The sequence below is a fragment of the Natronorubrum bangense genome, assembly GCF_004799645.1.
GTDB classification, from domain to species: domain Archaea; phylum Halobacteriota; class Halobacteria; order Halobacteriales; family Natrialbaceae; genus Natronorubrum; species Natronorubrum bangense.
In genome coordinates this window covers 2840141-2863461 of the sequence record NZ_CP031305.1, presented here as the reverse complement: position 1 = coordinate 2863461, position 23321 = coordinate 2840141, and the positions used below count along the sequence as shown (strand labels likewise).

Below are 23321 nucleotides of genomic sequence, written 5' to 3'. Positions count from 1 at the left end.
GCGTTCATCAAACTTCAAGCCCCACCCCACCAACTGTAACCATAATGTTTGACTCTGACGAACTCGAGGAGATTCGTGCCAACGAGGAGGAGTGGCACGAAGACGAAGTAGAGCCAGTCATCGACCGGTTCGGTGAACGAAAGGAGACGTTCACGACGGACACGGGGGGCCAGGAAGTCGATCGGATCTACACGCCCGAGGACGTCGCTGATATCGACTACGATGAAGACCTCGGCTTTCCGGGAGAGCCACCGTACACGCGCGGTGTGTACTCAACGGGCTACCGCGGTCGACTCTGGACGATGCGCCAGTACGCCGGCTTCTCGACGCCGGAAGACACCAACGAGCGGTTCCACTATCTGCTCGATCAGGGACAGACCGGGCTGTCGATGGCGTTCGATCTGCCGACGCAGATGGGCCACGACTCGGACGCCCCGATGTCTGCCGGTGAGGTCGGCAAAGCGGGCGTCGCGATCGACTCGCTCGATGACATGGAAACGGTCTTCGACGGCATTCCACTCGACGAGGTCTCGACGTCGATGACGATCAACGCACCCGCCTCGGTGTTGCTCGCCCTCTATATCGCCGTGGGTGACCGGCAGGGCGTCGACCGTGAGGAGCTGCGTGGGACGATCCAAAACGACGTGCTCAAAGAGTACAGCGCGCGGAACACCTACATCTATCCGCCCAAGCCGTCGATGCGGATCATCACGGACATCTTCGAGTTCTGTTCGGCAGAGACGCCGAAGTTCAACACGATCTCCATTTCGGGCTATCACATCCGCGAGGCAGGTGCGACGGCAGCACAGGAACTCGCCTTCACGCTCGGCGACGGGATCGAGTACGTCGAAGCGGCGATCGACGCCGGACTCGACGTCGACGAGTTCGCCCCACAGCTCTCCTTTTTCTTCAACGGCCACAACAACATCTTCGAAGAGGTCGCGAAGTTCCGCGCAGCCCGTCGGATGTGGCACGACATCATCGACGAGCGCTTCGATGCGGAGGATCCGAAATCCAAACAGCTCAAGTTCCACACCCAGACGGCTGGCTCGATGCTGACCGCCCAGCAGATCGAGAACAACGTCGTCCGTGTCGCCTATCAGGCCCTTGCGGCCGTCCTCGGGGGCACCCAGAGTCTTCACACCAACGGCAAAGACGAGGCGCTTGCACTGCCAACCGAAGAGTCCGTCCGCACTGCCTTGCGAACCCAGCAGATCCTCGCTCACGAATCCGGCGCGGCAGACACCATCGATCCACTGGCCGGCAGCTACTACGTCGAGAGTCTCACCGATCAGGTCGAGGAAGAAGCCTACGAACTCCTCGAGGAGGTCGACGAACGCGGCGGCATGCTCGAGGCCATCGAACAGCAGTGGGTCCAGCGCCAGATCCAGGACACGGCCTTCGACCGCCAGAAAGAAATCGAGAACAAAGACCGAATCATCGTCGGCGTCAACGAGTTCGAAGTCGAGGAAGACGTCGAAATGGACGTCGAGGAGGTCACCAAAGAGGACGAACAACGAAAGATCGAAACCCTCGAGGCGACCCGCAGCGAGCGCGACGACGAGGAAGCCGAGGCGAAACTCGAGGCCCTGCGTGAAGCGGCTCGAGGCGACGAGAACCTCATGCCGTACATCATCGACGCGGTGAAAGCGTACGCGACCGTCGGCGAGGTCTGTAACGTCTTCCGCGAGGAGTTCGGCGAGTACCAGCCCGGCAGCGCGGTCTAGACGGGGCTGTCCTCGAGTCGAAGCAGCTGTTTTTGCGACGGCGTTCACAGGTCGGGCACAGGGTAGCGAACATCGGAATCATAATAGTATGAGATTTCCTCCCGTCGAAATAGTTCACTAATGTACACAATTGAACAGACGGAGTTCGGGTTCAAGATTACGTTTGCTGGGAAGATGGACGAACAAGAGCTTCAGGAGTGGACCGACGACTCTCGAACGGCGTTACAGGACGCACCTGACGAGTTCGGTGTCCTCGTCGATATGCGGGAGTTGAACTTGCTTAGCAACGATGAACAGCAGGTCATGCGAGCGGGACAGCAACACTACCAGGACGCAGGGATGGTTCGCTCGAGCGTTGTTCTCGACTCGGCGATTCTGACGCTGCAGTTTCGCCGCCTCGCCAAGGAGTCGGGAATCTACGAATGGGAACGGTATCTCAACGCCGGGACGAGCGACGACTGGCACCAGCAGGCCGTCGACTGGCTCGTCGACGGCGTCGATCCGGATTACCGGTAGCGTCTGTTTCGTGTGACGTCCAACACATCCTGACCGGCAGCGCGGGCTGTTCTCGAGGCGGTGCTGGATCGGTTTGAAGAGCCGGGCCAGTGATTGTTGGCGTATGGATTCACGTTCGACGGTGTCGACAGCAACAGTGACGGTCGGCGATGCCGAGATTCCGGCGCTCGGTTTCGGCACTGCACGGATAACCGGCGACGAGTGCCAGCGGGCCGTCGAACGGGCCCTCGAGGTCGGATACCGCCATATCGACACCGCCCAGATGTACGACAACGAGCGTGCAGTCGGCGCAGCCGTCGCCGCAAGCGAGGTCGACCGCGACGACGTCGTTGTCGTTACCAAGGTCCATCCCGACAACGCCGCTTTCGACGACGTTCTCGAGTCGACGCGCGCGAGCCTCGAGCGACTCAGCCTGTCGACCGTCGACCTCCTTTTGCTCCACGCGCCAAGCAAGCAGGCCCCGCTCGAGGAGACGCTGGCGGCGATGAACGAGCTCCAGAACGACGGTCACGTCGACCAGATCGGTGTCAGCAATTTCGGCGTCGATGGCCTCGAGGCCGCCCGCGAGCACTCCGAGACGCCAATCGTCGCGAATCAGGTGAAATACCACCCCTATCACGATCAGGACGAGCTGCTCGAGTACTGTGTCGACCACGGGATCTGTCTCACCGCGTACAGCCCACTCGCGGAGGGCGTTGTGCCAGGCGATGATCGACTCGAGGCGATCGGCGAACCGTACGGGAAGTCAGCAGCACAGGTCGCGCTGCGGTGGCTGCTCCAGCAGCCAGCCGTCGCGGCGATCCCGAAAGCAGCGAGCCACCGACATATCGAGGCGAACGCGGACGTCTTCGATTTCGAGCTGTCGCCCGACGAACTGGCGGCCGTCGCCGAGGTCGGCGATAGTCGCTGGGACCGACTGGCGGCCACGCTCGGGCTTCGGTAACGGCCGAACTCGAGGCGTCGATTCCGCGGTCGGTCCGCGATCTTATCGAAGTCGAACGGCCGTGCCGTAGGCCATCACTTCGGAGCCGCCGTCGGTGATCTGAGAGGTCTCGAGGCGGACGTTGACGACGGCATCGGCACCCATCCGCTCGGCGTCTGCGACCATGCGGTCGATCGCCTCGTCTCGCGCCTTCGAGAGGAGATCGGAGTACGCCTTGAGTTCGCCGCCGAAGACGTTACGAATCGACTGTGTGATGTCCCGGCCGACGTTTCGCGCCTCAACGGTGTTTCCGCGGGCGATTCCGAGAACGTCGACGATGTCGCGGTCGGGGACCGTTTCAGTGTTCGCTATCTGCATATACGCAGTACTGTACGTCCTCGCAGCCGATATATTCGCCGGCCTACTGTTAGCGATCGATATCACCGCGATATTTGTCGCCCCCCACGAAACGGTCTCCCATGCACTTCGATCACGCGGGAATCGCGACCGAAGACGCACGAGAACTCGCAACACTGTACGAAGACCTGTTCGGCCTCGAGGCCGTCCATGAAGAGGAGTTCGACGGGATGCGCGTCGTTTTCCTCGAGTGTGGCGAGAGCTACCTCGAGTTGCTCGAACCGCTCGAAGACGGCACGATCGCGCGCTATCTCGAGTCTAACGGCGCGGGGATACACCACCTCGCGCTCGCGACGGACGACATCGAGGGCGCACTCGAGCGCGCACGCGAGCACGACGTGACGCTGATCGACGAGGAGCCACGACCCGGTGCGTGGGGCCACGAGGTCGCTTTTTTACATCCAAAAGACACAGGCGGCATTCTGGTCGAGTTCGTCGAGCACTGAGTTCGCGGCCGACTGTGCACCGACGCGACTCGAGTTACCGATCCGGCTCGTCGCGCTCGTCGATGGCCCCGGACCCGACGTCGATGCGGTGTGGCTCGCGCTGTTCGCTTCGTTCGTCGCTGTCGCCACCGACCGGGATCTTCGTCTGGAGATTGCTGGCAAACGACTGGACCCGATCGACCAGGGTCTCGACCTCGTCTTCGAACTGTTCGACGGACCGTTCGACGTAGTGGACCCGCCCCGACGGAATCCGCCGAACGATGTCGTGGCCCTGGTCGTCCTCGTCGGTCTTGATGATCCAGTGATCCTGAAAGTAGGCGACGTGTTCGTTCGGCACCGTCTTTTCGACCGCCCCCTCATCGGGGTCGTCGTAGACGATGGTTGCATTGCCGAGTTCGCGCTCGAGTTCAAGGTCGTCGTCAACCATGCGACTGAGTAGTGGAGGAGCGCGGGAGAAACATGTGCTTGCGAACAACGGGAAACTGCGGGTGAACGCAAACGGTGAGCGTTCAGCCGAAGTTCTCGATCAGCGCCTCGTCGGAATCGCCACCGGCGTCCTCGATTGCGTCCGCAACGGCTGTCACGAACGATTCAAAGCCAAAGACGTAGAGTTGGCCGTCCGCGAGGTGTGTTTCGACCGCCTCGGCCAGTCCATCGCTGTCGTCGGCATCGAGAGTCGCGACGGCTGCGCCTGCATCCTCGAGGGCCTCGAGTCGCTCGGCGTGGGCTGGCTCGTCGTCTTGGTAGATGACCACTGCGTCGTGGCCCGACTCCTGGGCTGCTTCGGCGATCGACACTGCAGGGCCAACCCCTGGGCCGCCGGCGACAGCGACGACGTCTTCGTCGCGCTCGTATGTGATCGTCCCGAACGGCCCGTCGATGTGGACGGTTTCGCCGCCCTCGAGATCAGCGAGCCATGGCGAGAGGTCGCCGTCGGGGTCGATCCCGACCGTGATCTCGAACGTCTCGTTGACAGACGGTGACGAGAGCGTGTAGTGGCGCATGACGACGTCGTCCTCGTCGACCTCCTCGTCGTCCGCGACGTCCCAGGGGATGGCTCGGAGCAAGACGAACTGGCCGGGTGCAGCATCGAACCCGTCGGGCGTCTCGAGTTCGAGCGCAACGGTTCCGGGACCGACTTCACGTACTGATTTGACGGTAACTGGCGTCCCTTCCATATCGAACCGGTTCGGCGGGAGCATGAAAAGCCGTTCCGTTCGATCTTTCGTCCGATATACTCACCCCAGAGTAAAAACCTCTTTTCAGAACCGGAAAAACTGCTCAAGCTTTCAGAAGCCTTTTCATTTACTGGGAGCAACGTTCTGCATAACATGGCTGAGGATCTCAACTGGGCGGTCGGAGGCGAAGCCGGTGATGGTATCGACTCCACCGGAAAAATCTTCGCTCAGGCACTTTCCCGAGCCGGACGACACGTATTCACGTCGAAAGACTTCGCGTCGCGAATCCGCGGTGGCTACACAGCCTACAAGATTCGCACGTCCGTCGATCAGGTCCAGAGCGTCGTCGACCGACTGGACATTCTGGTCGCGTTGACACAGCGAACGATCGACGAAAACCTCGACGAACTCCACGAGGACAGTGCGATCATCTACGACGGCGAACGGTCCTGGGAAGCGGAGATCCCTGAGGAGATGAACGCCGTCGACGTCCCACTGAAATCGCTCGCCGAAGACGCCGGTGGCGCAATCATGCGCAACATCGTCGCCCTCGGTGCCGCGTGTGAGATCACTGGCTTCAACGTCGAGTACCTCGACGAAGCCTTAGAGAAGCGCTTCGGTGGCAAAGGCTCGAAGATCGTCGAGAACAACAAAGCCGCCGCCCGTGCAGGACAGGAGTACGTCCAGGAGCACTACGACCTGGATCACCTCGGCTACAACCTCGAGACCACCGACAACGACTACGTCCTCCTCAACGGTAACGAAGCGATCGGGATGGGCGCACTCGCCGCTGGCTGCCGATTCTACGCCGGCTACCCCATCACGCCCGCGACGTCGATCATGGAGTATCTGACGGGCCGAATCGAGGACTACGGCGGTCACGTCGTGCAGGCCGAAGACGAACTCTCGGCGATCAACATGGCTCTCGGTGGCGCACGCGCCGGTGCCCGATCGATGACCGCGACATCTGGTGCCGGGATCGACCTCATGACCGAAACCTTCGGCCTGGTCGCAACCAGCGAGACGCCGCTGGTCATCTGTGACGTCCAGCGATCCGGTCCCTCGACGGGGATGCCGACGAAACAGGAACAGGGCGACCTCAACATGGCGCTGTACGCTGGCCACGGCGAAGTCCCACGCTTTGTCGTCGCGCCCACGTCGATCACCGAGTGCTTCTGGAAGACGGTCGAGGCGTTCAACCTCGCCGAAAAATACCAGACGCCGGTGTTCCTCATCTCCGACCTGGCAATGTCTGTTACCGAACAGACGTTCCCGCCGGAGGCGTTCGACATGGACGACGTCGAGATCGACCGCGGCAAGCTCGTCGACGAGGACAACATCGACGAGTGGCTCGACGAACAGGGCCGTTTCCGCGCCCACGCCGTCACCGACGACGGTGTCAGTCCCCGTGCGATCCCCGGAACGACTGACGGCGCACACATGAGCACGGGCTTAGAGCACGACGAACTCGGTCGCCGGACCGAAGAACAGGACGAGCGTGTCGAACAGGTCGACAAGCGATCTCGAAAGGTCGAGACCGCAAAAGAAAACGAGAACTGGGACTACCGAGAGTTCGGCAACGAAGACGCCGACAACCTCATCATTTCTTGGGGCTCCAACGAAGGCGCACTCGCCGAAGCACTCGACTACCTCGAGGAAGACGGCATCGACATCCGCGTCATCTCGGTTCCGTACATCTTCCCACGACCGGATCTCACCGACGAGATCGAAGCTGCAGACGACGTGATCGTCGTCGAGTGTAACGCCACGGGACAGTTCGCTGATCTTATCGAACACGATGTCCTTACCCGTGTGAAACGCATTAACAAATACACGGGCGTTCGCTTCAAAGCGGACGAACTCGCCGAACAGATTACCGAGAAACTCTCCGAAGAGGTGCCAGCACAATGAGCTCCGACGTCCGATTCACAGACTTCAAATCCGACAAGCAGCCGACCTGGTGTCCCGGGTGCGGTGACTTCGGGACGATGAACGGCATGATGAAAGCCCTCGCCGAAACCGGCAACGACCCCGACAACACGTTCGTGGTCGCCGGAATCGGCTGTTCCGGCAAGATCGGGACCTACATGCACAGCTACGCCCTCCACGGGGTTCACGGCCGTGCACTCCCCGTTGGAACCGGTGTCAAGATGGCCCGACCGGACATCGAAGTGATGGTCGCCGGTGGTGACGGTGACGGGTACTCGATCGGTGCCGGCCACTTCGTCCACGCCGTCCGCCGGAACGTCGACATGACCTACGTCGTCATGGACAACCGTATCTACGGCCTGACGAAAGGACAAGCGTCGCCGACCTCGCGCTCGGACTTCGAGACCTCGACGACGCCAGAAGGATCGAAACAGCCACCGGTCAACCCGCTCGCGCTCGCGCTTGCCTCCGGTGCATCCTTCATCGCGCAGTCGTTCAGTTCCGACGCGCTTCGCCATCAGGAAATCGTCCAGAAGGCCGTCGAACACGACGGCTTTGGCTTCGTGAACGTCTTCAGCCCGTGTGTCACGTTCAACGACGTCGACACCTACGACTACTTCCGCGACAACTTAGTCGACCTCAAAGAAGAGGGGCACGACCCAACCGACTACGAGGCGGCCAAACAGGTCATCCTCGACAGCGACAAAGAGTACCAGGGCGTCATGTACCAGGACGAAAACTCCGTCCCGTACCACGAACAACACGGCGTCACCGAGGATATGTCCGAAATTCCGGAGGGCGCTCCTGACGACGCGATGGACCTCGTCCGCGAGTTCTACTAACTCGCCACACGACGAGTCGATATTTTTCGAGTGGTTCGATCGAGCAGCGACGGCGCTCCTCGTGAAATCAACAGACGAAACGACTACGGCCCGGGTCCGACTTGAGTTCTACTCGCTGCTGTCTATACGGGGTGTTCGACGGATTCCATGAGGAGTTCGGTGTTGGCCGATTCCTCGGCGAGTGGGGCGGGGTAGGTGCCGATCAAGACGAGAATATCGTCCTCGTGGCTGAACGAGGTCAACGTAATCTCGATATCGAGCAGCTCTCCTCGGAACTCGGTTTCACCCTCGAAGACGTCGACGTCTCGGCTCTCCTCCAAGATATCGAGGGAGAACGACTCTTGGTGGGTGATGTTCTCGACCGAGTGATCATCGTCGAGTTCGTCCAGAAACTCCTCGAGGAGTTCCTCGTTGTCCATGTTCCCGACCGGGTTCGCCGAGTAGCCAAGCACCGAGTAGTCCGGAATCGAGACGGCAACGAAGGAACTGCCCTCGTACTCGTGGCCCTGATAGTCGACGGTCTTCGAATAGATCGACGTCCAGACCGTTGCCCGAACGTCGCGCTCGACGCCGAGTTCGATCGTTTCATCGATCGATCGGTCCGTGATCTCCGATTCCTCGTAGCCGGTTTCGGCGAGCGCCTCGTCGGTCGGGGCGACCCGTTGGGCCTCGAGTTCGAGCGGGCCAGTGCCACGGACGAAATCGAGACAGCCGGCTGTCAACGCGAGCGTTCCGGTCGCGCCGGCAGCGAGAAGGCGCCGTCGAGAGTACGTCATTACCAGACTACTGCGCTGGAGGACGTATATCGGTTTCGTCACGTTCAGTTCCGTAGACAATAGTATCGCGACCGTCTAGATGTGCGGGCGGCTGGTGGAATGGACACACATCAAGAGTTATCGGGATCGGCACCACCCGTATAGACATGACTACATTCGCAAATCGGGTCGAGCAGGTATCGATCAGTGGCATTCGGAAAGTGTTCGAGGCTGCAGGTGACGACGCGATCAACCTCGGCATCGGACAGCCGGACTTTCCGACGCCCGCCCACGCCCGCCGCGGCGCGATCGAGGCGATTGAATCCGGCCTGACCGACGCGTACACCTCGAACAAGGGGACACACAGCCTCCGAGAGGCGATTTCGGCGAAGTACGACCGCGACTACGGCCTCGAGATCGATCCTGAAGACCTAATCGCGACGTCGGGCGGCAGCGAGGCGCTGCATCTCGTTCTTCAGGCCCACGTCGATCCGGGTCAAGAAGTGATCTTTCCCGACCCGGGCTTCGTCTCGTATGATGCCTTGACGAAGATTGCCGGTGGGACGCCCAAACCCGTCGGGCTGCGTGAGGATCTGACGCTCGATCCCGCTACCGTCGAGGAGGCCATTACGGACGACACCGCCATTTTCGTTGTCAACAGCCCAGCCAACCCGACCGGCGCGGTCCAGAGCGAAGACGATATGCGTGAGTTTGCCCGCATCGCGGACGAACACGACGTCCTCTGTCTCTCGGATGAGGTGTACGAACACATCGTCTTCGAGGGCACACATCATCCGCCGATGCAGTTCGCCGAGACGGACAACGTCGTCACTGTCAGCGCCTGCTCGAAAACCTACTCGATGACCGGCTGGCGACTCGGCTGGGTCGTTGGCTCCAATCGGCGCATCGAACGCATGCTTCGGGTCCACCAGTACGGGCAAGCCTGTGCCTCCGCACCCGCCCAGTACGCCGCTGAAGCCGCGCTGACGGGGCCACAGGACCCGGTCGACGAGATGGTCGCGGCGTTCGAGGATCGCCGTGACGTCGTGCTCGATGGTCTCGAGGACGCCGGCCTCGACGTTCCGAAACCCGAAGGCGCGTTCTACGTCATGCCGAAAGTGCCCGAGGGCTGGTGTGCGGAAGTGCTCGACCGGGGTGTGGTCGTCGTCCCTGGCGATGCCTTCGGCGCAAACGGCGAGGGCTACGCTCGCCTCTCGTATGCGACCGGGATGGACGAGCTGAAGGAGGCGCTCGAGATCATCGACGAGGCGACACAGGCGGTGCGATAGACGCGAGTACGACCGAACCGAGTGACGATTTTTCGATTCGGGAAGACTATCATTCATGGAATCGAACACCTCGAGTCGCACATGGCCGAGAGTCTCATCGAATCGCTGGTGTTCGCACTCGCGCTGATCGCGGGGCTCGTCACCCTCTCGCTTCCGTGGCTCGCAATCGACTGGTGGACCGCAAACCAGTCAGCTGAGGATCACGACGCCGACGAGTCGGACGACAGCTGAAATATGCCTGCCAAGAGGTGTGGAACTGTACGCTTATACGGTTCTGTGGCGTGTGCTCGAACGTCATGCGAGCTGTACGCCTTCACGAACACGGTGACGCGGATGTACTGCAAGTAGACGAGGTTGACCAACCCAAGCCTGACAGCGACGAGTTGCTCGTCGAGGTGGCCGCGGCGGGGGTCAATCCTGTCGACACCTACTTCCGGGATGGCTCCTATGAGCCGGTTTCGGTCCCGTTCACGCCGGGCGTCGACATCGCCGGCGTCGTCGCGGAAACCGGCTCGGCCGTCACGGCGTTCGAGGAAGGCGACCGCGTCTTCGGCACCGGCATCGGCAACGCCTCCGCTCAGGGCGCGTATGCCGAGTACGCGACGATTCCAACCGACCGCGTCGTCCACCTGCCCAACGATGCAGATCTGACTGAGGCCGGCGCGGCGGGCGTCGTCGCCGTTACCGCCTGGCGCGCGCTGGTCGACCACGCCGCCCTCGACCCCGCCGAGTACTGTCTCATCCACGGCGGCTCCGGCGGCGTCGGCCACGCTGCCGTCCAGATCGGGGCCGCAGTTAGTGCCCGCGTGCTCACCACCGCCGCCGAGGATTATCACGACGACCTCGAGGCCCTCGGTGCCGAAACTGTCCTCGACTACGCGCGCGACGACCTCACGGAGGCGACGCTCGAGGCCAGCGACGGCGGCGTCGACGTGATCCTCGACCACCGGCTGGACGACTACCTCCAGTTCGATGCGGACGTCGCCGCGACGGGGGCCCGCGTCGTCGGCATCGGCGAGAACAGTCCCGACCCGGCGTTTACGAACGACGGGGTCGCCCGCTCGAAAGACGTCAACTACCAGTTCATGAGCATGTTCAACACGCCGGATCTGCGCGTTCCGCTGCGGGGCGTGGCCCATCTCATGGCGACGGACGCGCTGTCGATCGAGATCGCCCGAAGCTACGACCTCGAGGAAGCCGGACAAGCCCAGCGTGACGTGATGACCGAGAGCGTCCTCGGAAAGCTCGTTATCGAGCCCTAAGACGGCCGAATACTGCAGGTAAACGTCGAATCGATCTCTTCGAATCCCGATCAAGAGCCACCAGATGATCACGAAATCTGATCCATCCATACCGCTAAGCCGACGGCAGTCGTGGCTGTTCTATGGCACAAGCTGTCAAGCTCAATGCCCTCGAGACGGTGCTTGAGGAACTCGACTATCCGATCTCGCAGGCGGCAGTCGTCGATCAGTGTGACGACGTGACGCTGATTCTCGCCGAGGGTGAGGTGAACCTCGCCGAGACCGTCGCTGACTCGAGTGGCGATACGTTCGCGTCGATGGACGATCTGGAAACGGAGGTGTTCAACTTACTGCCCCGAAACGCCGTCGGGGAGCCGTTTCAGTCGGAAGGGGAAGGATAATGAAGGCAGCGACGGCGCGCGAGACAGTTACGCCAGTTCGCTGACCGCGTGCATCGTCGCCGTCTTTTCATCTTCGGACATCCCGTCGACGAAGCCGACACGGACGGCGTCGACACCCTCGAGGGCAGCGTAGTTGGCGACCCATTCGCGGACCTCGTCGGGCGTCCCCGCGGGCGCCAGTTCATCGAGCACCTCGTCTGGTAAGGCGGCAGCCATCGCGTCGGTATCGCGCTCGCTCCACGCGTCTCGAATCTCGGCGACGACTTCGGGATACCCCTGCTCGGCGACCGAATCGCCGTAGTAGGGACCGTAGGCACCGAGCATGAACGCGATCGTCGAGCGAGCTTTCTCGCGTGCCGCCTCGCGGTCCTCGCTTGCGATACCACGGACGATCGGGGCGACACGCAGGTCCTCGAGCGTCTTGTCCGCGAGGTCCGCACCACGAGCGAGATCCTCGAGTCGCTCCTCGAGGCCGTCTCTCGTGAACATCTGTGGTGCCCAGCCGTCGCCGAAACGGCCGGCCATCTCGGTCGCTTTCGGTCCGAGGGTGGCGATGTCGATCGGTGGTGGGTTCTCGGGCACGTCGCGTTCGTAGTTGAGGCCGGCGATATCGAAGATGTCGCCCTCGTAAGCTGGTGAGCCGTTTTCGTAGACCGCGCGGATGATCTCGACGGCTTCGCGGGTGCGTCGCAGCGGGCGCTCGAAGGCTTTGCCGTGCCACCGTTCGGTGATCGCGGGTGAACTCGGCCCGAGCCCGAGTCGGAACCGCCCGTCGGAGGCGTCGTGCAGCGTCAGCGCTGTCTGAGCGAGCATCGCCGGTGAGCGCCCGAACGGCGAGATGACGTCGTTCGAGATGCCCAGTTCGTCGGTGCAGTCGGCCGCAAGCGTCAGCGGCGGCACGATGTTCCAGCCGGTCGTCTCGCCGACGGTGATCCGGTCAAATCCCATCTCCTCGGCCTGAACAGCCCGATCAGCGACATCCTGTGGCCGATCGTAGTCGTTGAGGCTCACCAGCAGGTCCAGTTCGGCGTTCACGAGACATCCCTCCACGGCGGCTGTCGGATCGTGTGACTGTCTTCCATTATCAGCTATCGCGTTACCGACTCTCATAAAATGCAGCGGTCTCGAAAGACGCCACGTTCGAGTACAGTCACTGATTGTCGTGTGACGACTCGAGGATGGCCGCAGCGACCTGTGTTGCCGCCTCGAGGTGGTCGTCGGCCTCGTCGTGGCCGGTCTCGTCAACTGCCGCGAGCAGGTGGTTGATTTTCTCGACGCGTTCGTGAACCGTCGCCGCCTCGAGGTCACTCGTCGCGACGTCGCTGGCGATGGCTTCGGCTTCGCCGAGCCAGCGGTTTGCCTCCCGGTCGATGGGCAACTCGGCGGTCGCCTCGAGCTGTCGATGGAGCCGTCGAGTTCGCTCGGTGAGTGATCGACCACTGCTGTCGGCGTCGGCCGTCGGTGGGGTGGACTCGTCGGTCATGGGCGAAGCTATGACGGCGCGACTGGTATACGCTTGGCCAACAGCCAGTGACTATCCGCTCGGTCGCTGACTCGAGTGCCACAGGGTGGCCGACAGCCGACGCCCGGCGGTAGAAAGCGTTGATACCGAACGTCTCCAACGTAGGCCTATGACACATGACTGCTCGTTTCTCGAGGCACTCGACCTCGAGGACGACCAGCTATCGTTTGCCGAGGGGCGACGGGAATCACACGCTGCGGACTGGGGTGCAGAACAGCGCGGACGTGGGGTCCAGCCCGACGCGGTGGTCTGGCCCGAGTCCACGGCCGACGTTGCTGCAGTTCTCGCTGCGGCGACCGACCACGGCGTCCCCGTGACGCCGTACGCCGCAGGGTCCGGGCTCGAGGGCAACGCCGTGCCCGCCGACGGCGGGATCAGCCTCGATCTGACCCGGTTGGACGACGTCATCGACTACCGACCCGACGACTTCCAGATCGATGTCGGCTCCGGGGTCATCGGGTCGGCCGTCGACGAGTATGTCGCCGATGACGGCCTGTTCTTTCCGCCGCTGCCCTCCTCGGGCGACATTTCGACGGTCGGCGGGATGATCGCCACCGACGCCAGCGGGATGAAAACCGTCAGATACGGCGAGGTTGCTGACTGGGTGCTCGGTCTCGAGGCCGTGCTGGCTGACGGCACCATCGTTCAGACGGGTTCGCGAGCGGTCAAGACCTCGAGTGGGTACAACCTGACCGACCTCATCGTCGGCAGCGAGGGCACGCTCGCAGTTATCACTGAGGCCACGCTGGAACTGGCGGGCAGACCCCACCAGATCCGTGGTGGACGAGCCATCTTCGAGACGCTCGACGACGCTGCCGAGGCTGTCTTCGACGCTATTCGAACCGATGTCGACGTCGCCCGAATCGAACTCGTTGACGGACTGAGCGCCCGGATGGCCAATGCGTATCTCGACACCGACCTGCCGGACGCGCCGATGGTCTTTCTCGAGTTCCACGCCAACCACGGCGTCGACGAGGAGATCGACCTCTGTCGAACGATCTTCGAGGACCACGACGTCGCTCGCTTCGAAATGAGCGACGACGACGCCGAGATGGACGCCCTCTGGCAAGCGCGCCGGGAACTGGCCTACGCGGTCGCCAGCTACGACCCCGCCCTCGAGCCACTCCACCCTGGCGACGTGACAGTGCCGATCAGCCGGTATCCAGAAATCGTCAACGAGGCGAAACGACTCGGCGAGGCGTTCGACCTGCTCGTTCCCTGTTTCGGCCACGCGGGCGACGGCAACCTGCATTACACTGTCCTCGTCGATCCAAACGACGAAGCGATGGTCGAGCGCGGCGAGGAACTGTACGCAGCGATCGTCAACCGAGCGCTCGATGTGGGCGGCACGGCAACCGGCGAACACGGTATCGGCCAGGGCAAACGCGAGTATCTCGAGGCCGAACACGGCGCTGGCGCGGTCGAAACGATGCGGCGGGTCAAGCGCGCGCTCGATCCAACGGGCACGTTGAACCCGGGAAAGATCTTCCCCGAGACTGCACAGGCTGCGCTCGAGCAAAAGCGCGACCGACAAGAGTAGCGAATCGGAGCTGTCGCCCCGAAACTGGCACGTGCCGAAGTAGATGCCGTGAGTCAGTCGTGGACCAACACGTCGAGCACGTCGACGCCGTCGTTCGCGAGTGCCTCCTCGAGCGCTCCCTCGATTTCGTCGGGCGTCTCGATGCGCTCGGCGCGAGCCCCGTGGCTCTGGGCGTTCTGGACGAAGTCGACGGCTGGCTCGAAGTCGATGCCGGTGAACGCGTAGTCGTCCTCCGCGCCGCCCATGAGCTTTAGTGTGTTGTCCTTCAGGATGCGGTAGTTACGGTTGTCCGAGATGACGACGGTGAGATCGACGCCGTGGCGGGCCGCGCTGTAGATTGAGTGGGGGTAGTACAGGTAGGAGCCATCGCCGATGAAGCCGACGACGTCGCGAGGGTCGTCGCGCTGGCTTTCGGCAATGGCTGCACCCACGGACGCGGGGAGGCCGTAGCCGAGGCCGCCACCCTTGTTCGAGATGTACTGTTCGGGGGCGAGGTCCCAGCGGGCCAGCATGGCGTACTTCGAGGTAATGCCCTCGTCGACGACGTACGCGTCTCCGGCCGCGCGTTCCATCGCATCGACGAGTTCGGCTTTCGAAACTCGAGGATCGTCCTCGGCGTCGCCAGTGCCGATACTGCCCAGCTTTGTGGCTGCCATCTCTTTGACCCCCGCGACGTGCTCGAGTCGCTCATCGACTGTCGCCTCGGAAATACGACCCTGAACGCGCTCGAGCAGCCCCTGTAGGATCAGGCCGGGATCGCCCACGATGGCCGCGTCGGCGGGCTGGTTCTTGCCGACCTGCCAGTCGTCGTCGCTGAGGTGGATACAGGTCGTCTCCGAGTCGACGAGCGCCTCCTCGTGGCGCGTCAGCGTCGTGTTCGTCGAACAGCCGGCGAAGACGACCGTGTCGGTTTCGAGCAACATCCTGGCGAGGTCCTCGTCCGGCGGGATGTAAGACACCCACTGGTCGTGGTCGGTCGGGAAGTCGACCTCGGAGGCGAGGATTTCGCCGTGGACACGAGCGCCGGTCGCTTCCGCGAGGTCGACCGCCGCGTCGACGGCTGCTGCACCCGATCGTGCAACGTGATCGCCGACGACCAGCACTGGGTTGTCGGCCTCGACCAGCAGGTCGGCAGCGTGCTCGAGCTGGGCAGGGTCGCCGCTGCCGGCGTTGGGGATCGCGCCGAGCCGTTCGGGTTCAGCGTCGGTTTCGGCGAGCATGACGTCGAGCGGGAGACCGAGGAAGACGGGGCCAGTCGGTGGCGTCATCGCGACCCGGACTGCTCGCCGGAGCATCGTCGGCAGTGCAGCGACGTTTAGCACTTCGTCGGACCACTTGCAGAACTGCTCGGCCATACTTACGAGTTCGCCGCTCAGAATGGGCTCTTCGTGACGGAAGTCGGTGCTGTGGTTGCCCGCAGTGACGACCAGCGGCGCGCCGGTGATCTTGGCAGCATAGAGGTTGCCGAGGCCGTGAGCCAGTCCCGGCGCAATGTGGAGGTTCGCTACGCCGACGGGCGTGATCGAGTCGTCGTGGTGGGCGTGATACCGTCGCGTCTGGGCGTAGCCTGATGCCATCCCGACGGCGATGTCTTCGTGTAATCCGAGGACGTACTCGAGGTCACTCGTCCCGATCGCCTCGATGATCGGTAGTTCCGTCGTCCCCGGATTGCCAAAAACGTAGTCGACGCCGTAGGACTCGAGTGCGTCAGTGAAGAGATCGGCACCAGTGTAGTTACCCGTCATGGCAGACTGTGATACGTGACCGCACATCAACCTGTGTGTTTCGGAGAACGACCCGCGATCGTCGGCTGCCGATTGCATCGAGTGCCATACCGGGCAGGGTATTATATCGCCGTTCGTTGTCGCTCGAGCCATGGCCCTCGCGAGAGCCGACCGCGGTATCGACGCGACCGCGCGGGCGTTCTGGTCGCAGGTCCATCCCGTCTTCATGACGCCGCCGCTTGCAGCGTCGCTGTTCGGGGCGATTCTGGCGGGGAGTCTCGAGGCGACGCTCGCAGTGATCCACGTCGTCGCGATGTTCGCGGCGGTCTACACCGCTCACGTCAAAGACGGTTACGTTGACTTCTATATTCGTGGTGAGGACGACGACCATCCGCTGACCGAACGCGGCTGTTGGGTTGCACTTGTGCTGTCGACAGCGGTGTTCGCGCTGTGTTGTTTCCTCTTGTTCGTCTTCGTCGACTGGCTTGCCGTCGCACTGGTGGTGCCGACGTGGGTGATCGCCTACTATCACGCCCCCCAGCTCGATATGAACCCCGTGACAGCGACGATCGGCTACCCGCTCGGGATTTCCCTCTCCTTGCTTGGTGGGTTCTACGTCCAAACCGAGACGCTCGCCGCTGTTCCGCTTGGTTTCGCGCTCGTCTTTCTCGTGCTTCTCTCGGGAATCAAGGTGATCGACGACGCACAGGACTACGCGTACGACCGTTCGATCGACAAACGAACCGTCGCGGTACTGATTGGCCCACAGCGAGCGTATACGCTCGCCTACGGCCTAATGGGGGCCGCGTTGCTCGCCGTTGTCGGCCTCGCCGTGACTCGAGTTTTCCCCCCGACGGCGATGCTCGCGGCGCTTGCCTTTGCCGCGGTTGGGTTTGTCGCCCGCCGGGCCACGCCCGAGATCGCAACGATGTTACTCATTCGGGGCTCGTACGTGTTTCTGGCCGTCCTCGTCGCTGCCGTCTGGTTCGAGCCGCTGGCGGGACTCGGGTAACATCGAAACTGCGAGAGAGTGGGGCCGATTGATCGGCGAGTTCGACGTATTCCAATTATTTTGATAGGGTAGGGCTGAATAGAAAGTACGGATAAATCGTCTGCCTCTGCTACCGATCTGCAATGACGACGTATGATTCACTTGGCGAGACGATTCCTTTGTCGTCAAGATACGTCTGTAATGCATCCTCGATCTCACCAACCAGTTCGTCTCGCACCTCCCGTTTGACGGCCGTGATCGATTCAGCTAACGGCGAGGCTGGTAGTCGAGCGGTCGCCAGACACTCAATACCACGCGTCCGCCTGGTTCGAGAACCCGACGCATCTCCCGAACTGGTGCGCCAGGATCGTCGAAGAACTGGAGGGCTTGTTGACAGCAAACGACGTCGAAACTCTCGTCGGAGAACGGAAGCTCGGTTGCGTCGCCCTGTCGCCACTCGATCGAATGGAGAAGGTCTGCAGCGATTTCCGCAGCTACTGCAAGCATTCCTTCGTTGATGTCGAGTCCCACGACGGATCCACTCTCACTCACCCGGGACGCAGCACGCCGTGCCACGATACCGGTCCCGCGCAACGTCCAAGACTCTATCACCCTCGTTAACACCACTAGTCTCGATCTTTCGGTCAGCCAATGGCGCGAACATGGGCGGCACGAGATACTGTTCATAGGCTTCGGAAGCGCTCTGTTCGACCTGCCAGCCAGCTGATTGACTTGCGTGATTGGTCATGAGCGTTCACCACGAGACAGGTACGGCTCGAATGAAAGTGTAAATGCCTAGTGAAATATTTCATATTGTGAAAACATGATCACCGAGATGAATCCGAGTCGAACGACATTGGTCACTGAATTGAATCGACCGAGAGTAGGTCAGTTGCGTCATTGAGCGGTTGAGCCTCGTCTCGGAACTGTTCGTAATAGGAGTCCACCCAGGCACGCATCTCGTCGCTCCCAGTGTCGACAAGTGACTGTAGCGTCCCTGTCTCCGGATTGTAACAGCAGATGCTAACATAGCTATCAAACAGGCAGATACCACACCGCTCGTCAAGCGGAAGATCATCGTGTAGCAAGACAGTGTAGTTGGCGCGTCTCACTGCATTCAGGACTGTTTTTTCGTCCCACTTGAGGAGATCCTCAAAAACGGCGGGCGGATAGATGTATTCACACACCAAGCCATCCAGGACGTGGTCGAAAAATGGCTCCAGATTCCCCGACTTGAGTAGTGCCATGCCGAACCCGCGCATCGTTCTCGTCGTCGTGATGAATTCCGTGAGACGTTCGACAGGCTCGTAGGGATAGCCAGATCCTGTCTGGGAGACTACCACGTCGGTGAGCAGCTCAATGCTGAATCCTTCGAGTTCGTGGGGCAACCATGACAAGACCTCGTGGAGTTGCCGTTGGTACGCCATCGCGTTCCGAAACTCTCCAAACTGGTTGGCGACGAACTCGCCCAGACCGGTTAGCTGGTACAGCGTTCCATCTCGTTCGATCCAGTGGCGGTTCTGAAAGTCGGTGAGGATTCGTCCCATGGTTGGGGAGGACGCTCCCGTTGTGGTGCGCAGCTCATCCCGGTCGCTCGGCCCGTCGGCCAGTGCGTCGAGCACCCCGACGCGATGTTCCGAACTGACGAGGTATTCGATATCATCGATTGTCTCATCCATGAATGTGGTATATGTTACCACACATTGGTTGTGTAGGTGGTGTTCTCGACAAGTAACTACTCTGCGCAACACTACACCGTTTCTGAGAGGAATCAGTTGTGCCTCGAAAGGGTTTCTGCTGCATCTATCCCCTGTCTTCAGCAGGCCAATCCTGACAACATTCGGAGAAACAGCGTTCTGACCCGAAAACTGTGCTGTCTGTACTGATCACCGCATCCGACTAAAACACAACAAACGGAGCCCAGTTATTAGAAAGGGCTTCAGTTAGTACTCACGATCTTGATTACGTCTCCTTCCTCGAGTTCGTACTCTTCCCCAACCTCTCGACTCGACTTCGCGTTGACGGCGTGGAGATAGCCGTCACCGATGTCGGAGTGGACGGTGTAGGCGAGATCGACCGGCGTCGAGCCATCGGGCAGGAGAAAGGCGTCGGGGAGGACGTTCCCGCTTCCGTCGGACCACTTCGAGGCGTCCTCAACTGGATATGCGGTGATATGCTCGAGGAGGTCGTAGACGGCGTAATCGAGCGCCGCTTGGACGCCGGTGCCGTCCCACGCGTCCATCGTTTCGGCGAGCCCCTCGAGGGCCTCGCGCTGGGCGTCGGAGACGTCGTCGCCGATTGCGATCGTCTCGTCGCCGGGGTCGTAGTCGACGAGGCCGTTTTCTGCGGCCCGGCGGAGCGCGAGTTCGCCCTCCGCGGTGGTGGGGATCACGGGTTTGTCGAGTTCGAGCAGTTTCTCGACGTTCTCCTCGGGAGCGACGTCGATTTTGTTCGCCGCGACGACGATCGGTTTGGTGCGCTGGCGGACGTCACGGGCGAGTGCCTCGCGATGGTGGTCCTCCCACTGGATGGGGTCGTCTGGGTAGTCGAGATCTCGCAAGACGATGGCGATCTGGGTCGGCGACGCACCGAAGCCCGAAAGCATGTCCGCAAGCACGTCGTCGATGTCGAAATCGGGCGAGCGGGACTTTCGCTCGACGGACTCCCAGTTGTTCTCGACAATGCCCGCCAGCCAGAGGTCCATCTCCTCCTCGACGAAGTCGATGTCCTCGAGTGGGTCGTGTGCGCCGATGTCGACAGGTTCGCCCTTTTCATTGGTGCCACCGGAGGCGTCGATGACGTTGACGATCACGTCCGCGTTGGTGAGTTCGTCGAGGAACTGGTTACCAAGCCCCTTCCCCTCGTGGGCTCCGGGAACGAGCCCGGCGACGTCTAACAGCTCGATCGGGACGTAGCGCTTGCCGTCCTCGCAGTTGTCGGCGTTACAGCGCTCGTCGCGCTCGAGACAGGGGCAGTCGGTTCGAACGTAGCTGACGCCCCGGTTCGCGTCGATAGTCGTAAAGGGGTAGTTGGCGACGTCGACTTCCGCCATCGTCGCCGCGGTGTAGAACGTGGACTTGCCGGCGTTTGGCTTTCCGGCAAGCGCAATCGAAAGCATGCCTTCCTGTAGCATCGTCCGTTCAAACTGTCTTTCGATTCCCGCGCTCGGTGACACACCGGGCGACCGTATAATAGCCGAACGAATGAAGCCGGACAGGTTTTGAGTTTCGTCTCCTCCCACCGAGTGCGTAAGATGACTCCTCCCGATCGTGCCAATCGGTGTCCATCTTCCGCACCTCAATGAGTGGAACTGCTGTGGTCGTTGCTGGGTGTGTGCTTGCCATCACAGTCGTCGTTGGGTTGGTGGCCCACGAGTGTGCTCACGCAGCGGTCTTGCGCCTCGCCGGTGTCGAGTACACGATCACCTACTTTCCAGGTCGGACCGGCGGTGTTGTCGGTCTGCTGGCGAGCTGTCCGTGGGCAGCCGTCCACCCGCGACCGACTGGCCGCGAGTCAACCACGATCCTTCGCGTGGCCGCCCTCGCGCCATTGCTCCTCGCTGTCCCCGCCTTCGGGCTCGGAGCCAGTGGTCTCGTGCCGGTCGAGTCACCGGTCGTGACGGCAGTCGGAATTGGATGGCTCGCCTGTGCGCTTCCTAGTCCACAGGATTTCTCGGTGGCCTTCTACGCACACCGTGCGCTCGAGGAGACAACCAGCGACAAACCGAACACGGCGACCCCTGTTTCCCGCGCCGATTGACGGTCGTCGCACTGTCGCCGTGTGTTTCAGACTGCCAGACAACAGTCAGTAACCGCCCGCTCGCGTCTCACGGCTCGTCGCCGTCGGCGACGACCGTTCGCATGCGATCGGTACGTGAATCGTGTTGTCTGGCAGTCTCAGTCGCGTCCTCGAGGAGGTCACTCACCGAACCGAATAGGCGTGGAGCGCTGTCACTGCGGTGACGGCGACGGTAATGCTCACCGCTGCGACGAACCACGAAAGCGAGACGATGCCTCCTGCGATCGCTGCGAGTACGAGCCCACAACAGCCCACCGTTCCTGCATACCGACGTGGCCAGGGGTCGTGTTCGGTCGTTGTCTCGAGTCCAGTCAGATACGGCACGAGCTGGGTGACACGCGGTGTCGACTCGATTGTACCACGGTCCTTGTCGTAGTCGATGATCCCATGTGTGTCGAGTTTCGGGAGATGTGTCTGGTACAGCGAAATATAGACGCGCTGGCGCTGACTCGAGGTCAGGTGTTCGACATCGGTCTCTGATTCCCAGGCTGCGATCCGTTCAGCGAGATCACGCAGCCGAACCTGTCCATCAGCGGCGTGGAGATAACGAATCACGTCTCGACGACGACGGGTTTGCAAGATGTGGTAGATATCGTCCGGCTCGAGGTCGAGTTGGTGATCGTCCGGTTCGGCGTCCCGAGACACGCGCTGGTCATCGATCTCTTGTGTTCGGGACATGAGAATCGCCATTGTCAGTACTGTCTCTGCGAGAACAAGTAAGTATTTTGTCTAGTGAATCATCGAACTGATCAGTCTTGATGCGACGCGCTAAGCGTCTTGAAAACAGGGGTGGGCCGTGGGGAACGGCCTCCTGATCGTCTGTTGATGGCCACACAGCCACGAGTGGCCACAGTGATTGAGTACGAGTGATCTTCCGGCGCGTACCGTTATTCGGTATGCATCGCGGGGTCGGCTACCACGCCGACGATACACACTTCTATCTGTCCAATAATAAAGCTACCTTTTGCGGTAGATACGTGCTTCTTCTACAGAAGACTTCTGAGAAGCCCACCGAACGTCGCATTAATTTGGATGATTTTCATTATCTTGCTTCCGGGCTGTGAAAATTGCGTCTCTGTCAGTCATGCATGTGTGCCGCCGGGAATATCCGTGATGTGTTCACCTCTCGCTCAGCACCGAGCATGTGCATTCGAGACCGGGGGACAGAAGCTACGGATCGATCGCTGTTGGTTTCATCCGATCGGTCAACTCTGCGCTGACGAGTGCGGCGTGACACCGTCGGAGCCGTTCCGAGAGCGCCTGGTGTGAGATGTCGAGTTCCGCGGCGAGTTCCTTGAGCGTAATTTGTCGAGGAATGTCGAAGTAGCCGAGTTCGTGGGCTTTACAGATCGTCTCGTACTGCGTCTCTGTCAGCGGTGTCTGGGCACCGGTAAACTCGTTCGTTCCGGCAAGTCGCGTCACCTCCACGTCGAACTCGTACTGGCCGAACAGCGTGTAACACTCCGAGAGCGATGCTCGTTCGTGAAAAAGGAGTTTTACTGTCCATGTGCCGCTCTCACCGCGGGCTGCTAAAATGGCCCCATCGTTTTCTGCGACGATCTGCTGGAACAGTTTAAAACCATCCCCGAACTCGAGTTGGAACAACCAGCGGTCGCGGTCGTCCGCGTCAACAGTCCGATCTCCCTGCTTGCTGTCGGTTACACTCGCGATCACGTCGACTGATGGATCCGCTTCGAGTGCCTCGTGGACGGTGTCGATATCCGGACCAATCACCCAAACCAACGGCGGTGACTCACCGATCATTCCACCGATCTGGCACTGGAACGTCGGGACCCGATCGAACGTCCGGGCAGCCCCGAGTCGATCAGCCGGAATCTCGAGTTCGACGACTGTCGTCATCAGGACAACCCACCACAAAGACGTATAGACTCGTTGTGTTTCCGGTAGCCTTTCCCGCCATCCAGTTTTGATGACTTTTTCTGGAATCTGAACGTCACGAGCACGTCCAACAACACGGGGAAGGGCTGGTGGACTGTACTCGCGACCTATTCACAGCGAACGTGTTATCCACCTGTGATTACGCTCCGTGAGACGCTGTATCGTTCTCAGTGATAGACAGTGC

General features: G+C 61.3%; 25 protein-coding genes. 13 read left to right on the top strand and 12 right to left on the bottom strand.

The genetic code is table 11. The annotated features are described in order from the left end of the window. The first annotated feature begins 44 nt into the window (after nt 1-44). From DV706_RS14280 to DV706_RS14270, 3 genes are all read left to right on the top strand, one after another. Nucleotides 45-1727 (top strand): acyl-CoA mutase large subunit family protein, encoded by a 1683-nt coding sequence (locus DV706_RS14280; RefSeq protein WP_006065768.1) that lies wholly within the window; start codon nt 45-47, stop codon nt 1725-1727. Nucleotides 1728-1847: 120 nt separating this feature from the next. Next, nucleotides 1848-2243, top strand: coding sequence for a hypothetical protein (locus tag DV706_RS14275; protein WP_006065767.1), 396 nt, complete (start codon nt 1848-1850; stop codon nt 2241-2243). Nucleotides 2244-2346: 103 nt separating this feature from the next. Continuing rightward, nucleotides 2347-3186: an aldo/keto reductase gene (locus DV706_RS14270; RefSeq protein WP_006065766.1), complete on the top strand. Its 840-nt coding sequence runs from the start codon at nt 2347-2349 to the stop codon at nt 3184-3186. 42 nt (nt 3187-3228) lie between these two features. On the opposite strand, the gene DV706_RS14265 is transcribed toward DV706_RS14270, so the two are convergent. After that, nucleotides 3229-3543 (bottom strand): YbjQ family protein, encoded by a 315-nt coding sequence (locus DV706_RS14265; RefSeq protein ID WP_006065765.1) that lies wholly within the window; start codon nt 3541-3543, stop codon nt 3229-3231. Nucleotides 3544-3644: 101 nt separating this feature from the next. Between DV706_RS14265 and mce the strand changes: the two genes are divergently transcribed. Next, nucleotides 3645-4028 (top strand): methylmalonyl-CoA epimerase, encoded by a 384-nt coding sequence (gene mce, locus DV706_RS14260; RefSeq protein ID WP_006065764.1) that lies wholly within the window; start codon nt 3645-3647, stop codon nt 4026-4028. A 34-nt stretch (nt 4029-4062) separates the two neighbouring features. Here the strand turns inward: mce and DV706_RS14255 are convergent, their stop codons facing one another. After that, nucleotides 4063-4455: a hypothetical protein gene (locus DV706_RS14255; RefSeq protein ID WP_006065763.1), complete on the bottom strand. Its 393-nt coding sequence runs from the start codon at nt 4453-4455 to the stop codon at nt 4063-4065. Between the two features lie 82 nt (nt 4456-4537). Beyond that, nucleotides 4538-5206 carry a ferredoxin--NADP reductase gene (locus DV706_RS14250; RefSeq protein ID WP_193787983.1) on the bottom strand — a complete coding sequence of 223 codons (669 nt, stop codon included), beginning with the start codon at nt 5204-5206 and terminating at the stop codon, nt 4538-4540. Between the two features lie 153 nt (nt 5207-5359). Here DV706_RS14250 and DV706_RS14245 point away from each other — a divergent pair, with 153 nt between their 5' ends. Beyond that, on the top strand, nt 5360-7117 hold the full coding sequence (locus DV706_RS14245; RefSeq protein WP_006065761.1) for a 2-oxoacid:acceptor oxidoreductase subunit alpha: 1758 nt from the start codon (nt 5360-5362) through the stop codon (nt 7115-7117). Then, nucleotides 7114-7977 (top strand): 2-oxoacid:ferredoxin oxidoreductase subunit beta, encoded by an 864-nt coding sequence (locus DV706_RS14240; RefSeq protein ID WP_006065760.1) that lies wholly within the window; start codon nt 7114-7116, stop codon nt 7975-7977. The genes DV706_RS14245 and DV706_RS14240 overlap by 4 nt, the downstream gene beginning before the upstream one ends. 122 nt (nt 7978-8099) lie before the next feature. Here the strand turns inward: DV706_RS14240 and DV706_RS14235 are convergent, their stop codons facing one another. Beyond that, on the bottom strand, nt 8100-8753 hold the full coding sequence (locus tag DV706_RS14235) for a DUF6517 family protein (RefSeq protein ID WP_006065759.1): 654 nt from the start codon (nt 8751-8753) through the stop codon (nt 8100-8102). 146 nt (nt 8754-8899) lie between these two features. On the opposite strand from DV706_RS14235, the gene DV706_RS14230 reads away from it, so the two are divergent. The 4 genes from DV706_RS14230 to DV706_RS14220 all read left to right on the top strand — a co-directional run bounded on the left by DV706_RS14230 (nt 8900) and on the right by DV706_RS14220 (nt 11663). After that, a complete protein-coding gene (locus DV706_RS14230; RefSeq protein ID WP_006065758.1) occupies nt 8900-10021 on the top strand; it encodes a pyridoxal phosphate-dependent aminotransferase in 1122 nt (373 codons plus the stop codon). 81 nt (nt 10022-10102) lie between these two features. Next, nucleotides 10103-10252: a hypothetical protein gene (locus DV706_RS21515; protein WP_161569810.1), complete on the top strand. Its 150-nt coding sequence runs from the start codon at nt 10103-10105 to the stop codon at nt 10250-10252. A gap of 65 nt (nt 10253-10317) precedes the next feature. Then, the gene (locus DV706_RS14225; protein ID WP_006065756.1) at nt 10318-11283 is read left to right on the top strand and encodes an NADPH:quinone reductase; all 966 of its coding nucleotides are present in this window, start codon (nt 10318-10320) and stop codon (nt 11281-11283) included. Nucleotides 11284-11405: 122 nt separating this feature from the next. Then, nucleotides 11406-11663: a DUF5789 family protein gene (locus tag DV706_RS14220; protein WP_006065755.1), complete on the top strand. Its 258-nt coding sequence runs from the start codon at nt 11406-11408 to the stop codon at nt 11661-11663. Nucleotides 11664-11690: 27 nt separating this feature from the next. On the opposite strand, the gene DV706_RS14215 is transcribed toward DV706_RS14220, so the two are convergent. Both DV706_RS14215 and DV706_RS14210 read right to left on the bottom strand, forming a co-directional pair. Further along, on the bottom strand, nt 11691-12698 hold the full coding sequence (locus DV706_RS14215) for a TIGR04024 family LLM class F420-dependent oxidoreductase (RefSeq protein ID WP_049889744.1): 1008 nt from the start codon (nt 12696-12698) through the stop codon (nt 11691-11693). Between the two features lie 115 nt (nt 12699-12813). Then, a complete protein-coding gene (locus DV706_RS14210; protein WP_006065753.1) occupies nt 12814-13146 on the bottom strand; it encodes a hypothetical protein in 333 nt (110 codons plus the stop codon). A gap of 148 nt (nt 13147-13294) precedes the next feature. Here DV706_RS14210 and DV706_RS14205 point away from each other — a divergent pair, with 148 nt between their 5' ends. After that, a complete protein-coding gene (locus tag DV706_RS14205) occupies nt 13295-14725 on the top strand; it encodes an FAD-binding oxidoreductase (RefSeq protein WP_006065752.1) in 1431 nt (476 codons plus the stop codon). A gap of 53 nt (nt 14726-14778) precedes the next feature. On the opposite strand, the gene DV706_RS14200 is transcribed toward DV706_RS14205, so the two are convergent. Next, entirely contained in the window at nt 14779-16470 is a 1692-nt protein-coding gene (locus DV706_RS14200; RefSeq protein ID WP_006065751.1) for a thiamine pyrophosphate-binding protein, read from the bottom strand. A 130-nt stretch (nt 16471-16600) separates the two neighbouring features. Here DV706_RS14200 and DV706_RS14195 point away from each other — a divergent pair, with 130 nt between their 5' ends. After that, on the top strand, nt 16601-17461 hold the full coding sequence (locus DV706_RS14195; RefSeq protein ID WP_006065750.1) for a UbiA family prenyltransferase: 861 nt from the start codon (nt 16601-16603) through the stop codon (nt 17459-17461). A 246-nt stretch (nt 17462-17707) separates the two neighbouring features. Here DV706_RS14195 and DV706_RS22395 read toward each other — a convergent pair whose 3' ends face one another. From DV706_RS22395 to DV706_RS14180, 3 genes are all read right to left on the bottom strand, one after another. Beyond that, nucleotides 17708-17971, bottom strand: coding sequence for a class I SAM-dependent methyltransferase (locus DV706_RS22395; RefSeq protein WP_006065749.1), 264 nt, complete (start codon nt 17969-17971; stop codon nt 17708-17710). Between the two features lie 329 nt (nt 17972-18300). Then, nucleotides 18301-19119 (bottom strand): helix-turn-helix transcriptional regulator, encoded by an 819-nt coding sequence (locus DV706_RS14185; RefSeq protein WP_006065748.1) that lies wholly within the window; start codon nt 19117-19119, stop codon nt 18301-18303. A 260-nt stretch (nt 19120-19379) separates the two neighbouring features. Further along, nucleotides 19380-20558: a redox-regulated ATPase YchF gene (locus DV706_RS14180; RefSeq protein ID WP_006065747.1), complete on the bottom strand. Its 1179-nt coding sequence runs from the start codon at nt 20556-20558 to the stop codon at nt 19380-19382. Between the two features lie 182 nt (nt 20559-20740). On the opposite strand from DV706_RS14180, the gene DV706_RS14175 reads away from it, so the two are divergent. After that, nucleotides 20741-21199, top strand: coding sequence for a hypothetical protein (locus tag DV706_RS14175; RefSeq protein ID WP_006065746.1), 459 nt, complete (start codon nt 20741-20743; stop codon nt 21197-21199). A gap of 162 nt (nt 21200-21361) precedes the next feature. On the opposite strand, the gene DV706_RS14170 is transcribed toward DV706_RS14175, so the two are convergent. Together DV706_RS14170 and DV706_RS14165 are read right to left on the bottom strand one after the other, a co-directional pair. Continuing rightward, the gene (locus DV706_RS14170) at nt 21362-21928 is read right to left on the bottom strand and encodes a DUF7344 domain-containing protein (RefSeq protein WP_006065745.1); all 567 of its coding nucleotides are present in this window, start codon (nt 21926-21928) and stop codon (nt 21362-21364) included. A 480-nt stretch (nt 21929-22408) separates the two neighbouring features. Further along, nucleotides 22409-23098 (bottom strand): helix-turn-helix domain-containing protein, encoded by a 690-nt coding sequence (locus tag DV706_RS14165; RefSeq protein ID WP_006065744.1) that lies wholly within the window; start codon nt 23096-23098, stop codon nt 22409-22411. Nucleotides 23099-23321 lie beyond the last annotated feature (223 nt).

Excerpts from the sequence above, each read along its gene's own strand:
- DV706_RS14280 (WP_006065768.1), top strand. The coding sequence starts at position 45 with ATGTTTGACTCTGACGAACTCGAGGAGATTCGTGCCAACGAGGAGGAG.
- DV706_RS14275 (WP_006065767.1), top strand. The coding sequence starts at position 1,848 with ATGTACACAATTGAACAGACGGAGTTCGGGTTCAAGATTACGTTTGCT.
- DV706_RS14270 (WP_006065766.1), top strand. The coding sequence starts at position 2,347 with ATGGATTCACGTTCGACGGTGTCGACAGCAACAGTGACGGTCGGCGAT.
- DV706_RS14265 (WP_006065765.1), bottom strand. The coding sequence starts at position 3,543 with ATGCAGATAGCGAACACTGAAACGGTCCCCGACCGCGACATCGTCGAC.
- mce (WP_006065764.1), top strand. The coding sequence starts at position 3,645 with ATGCACTTCGATCACGCGGGAATCGCGACCGAAGACGCACGAGAACTC.
- DV706_RS14255 (WP_006065763.1), bottom strand. The coding sequence starts at position 4,455 with ATGGTTGACGACGACCTTGAACTCGAGCGCGAACTCGGCAATGCAACC.
- DV706_RS14250 (WP_193787983.1), bottom strand. The coding sequence starts at position 5,206 with ATGGAAGGGACGCCAGTTACCGTCAAATCAGTACGTGAAGTCGGTCCC.
- DV706_RS14245 (WP_006065761.1), top strand. The coding sequence starts at position 5,360 with ATGGCTGAGGATCTCAACTGGGCGGTCGGAGGCGAAGCCGGTGATGGT.
- DV706_RS14240 (WP_006065760.1), top strand. The coding sequence starts at position 7,114 with ATGAGCTCCGACGTCCGATTCACAGACTTCAAATCCGACAAGCAGCCG.
- DV706_RS14235 (WP_006065759.1), bottom strand. The coding sequence starts at position 8,753 with ATGACGTACTCTCGACGGCGCCTTCTCGCTGCCGGCGCGACCGGAACG.
- DV706_RS14230 (WP_006065758.1), top strand. The coding sequence starts at position 8,900 with ATGACTACATTCGCAAATCGGGTCGAGCAGGTATCGATCAGTGGCATT.
- DV706_RS21515 (WP_161569810.1), top strand. The coding sequence starts at position 10,103 with ATGGCCGAGAGTCTCATCGAATCGCTGGTGTTCGCACTCGCGCTGATC.
- DV706_RS14225 (WP_006065756.1), top strand. The coding sequence starts at position 10,318 with ATGCGAGCTGTACGCCTTCACGAACACGGTGACGCGGATGTACTGCAA.
- DV706_RS14220 (WP_006065755.1), top strand. The coding sequence starts at position 11,406 with ATGGCACAAGCTGTCAAGCTCAATGCCCTCGAGACGGTGCTTGAGGAA.
- DV706_RS14210 (WP_006065753.1), bottom strand. The coding sequence starts at position 13,146 with ATGACCGACGAGTCCACCCCACCGACGGCCGACGCCGACAGCAGTGGT.
- DV706_RS14205 (WP_006065752.1), top strand. The coding sequence starts at position 13,295 with ATGACACATGACTGCTCGTTTCTCGAGGCACTCGACCTCGAGGACGAC.
- DV706_RS14200 (WP_006065751.1), bottom strand. The coding sequence starts at position 16,470 with ATGACGGGTAACTACACTGGTGCCGATCTCTTCACTGACGCACTCGAG.
- DV706_RS14195 (WP_006065750.1), top strand. The coding sequence starts at position 16,601 with ATGGCCCTCGCGAGAGCCGACCGCGGTATCGACGCGACCGCGCGGGCG.
- DV706_RS14185 (WP_006065748.1), bottom strand. The coding sequence starts at position 19,119 with ATGGATGAGACAATCGATGATATCGAATACCTCGTCAGTTCGGAACAT.
- DV706_RS14180 (WP_006065747.1), bottom strand. The coding sequence starts at position 20,558 with ATGCTTTCGATTGCGCTTGCCGGAAAGCCAAACGCCGGCAAGTCCACG.
- DV706_RS14175 (WP_006065746.1), top strand. The coding sequence starts at position 20,741 with ATGAGTGGAACTGCTGTGGTCGTTGCTGGGTGTGTGCTTGCCATCACA.
- DV706_RS14170 (WP_006065745.1), bottom strand. The coding sequence starts at position 21,928 with ATGGCGATTCTCATGTCCCGAACACAAGAGATCGATGACCAGCGCGTG.
- DV706_RS14165 (WP_006065744.1), bottom strand. The coding sequence starts at position 23,098 with ATGACGACAGTCGTCGAACTCGAGATTCCGGCTGATCGACTCGGGGCT.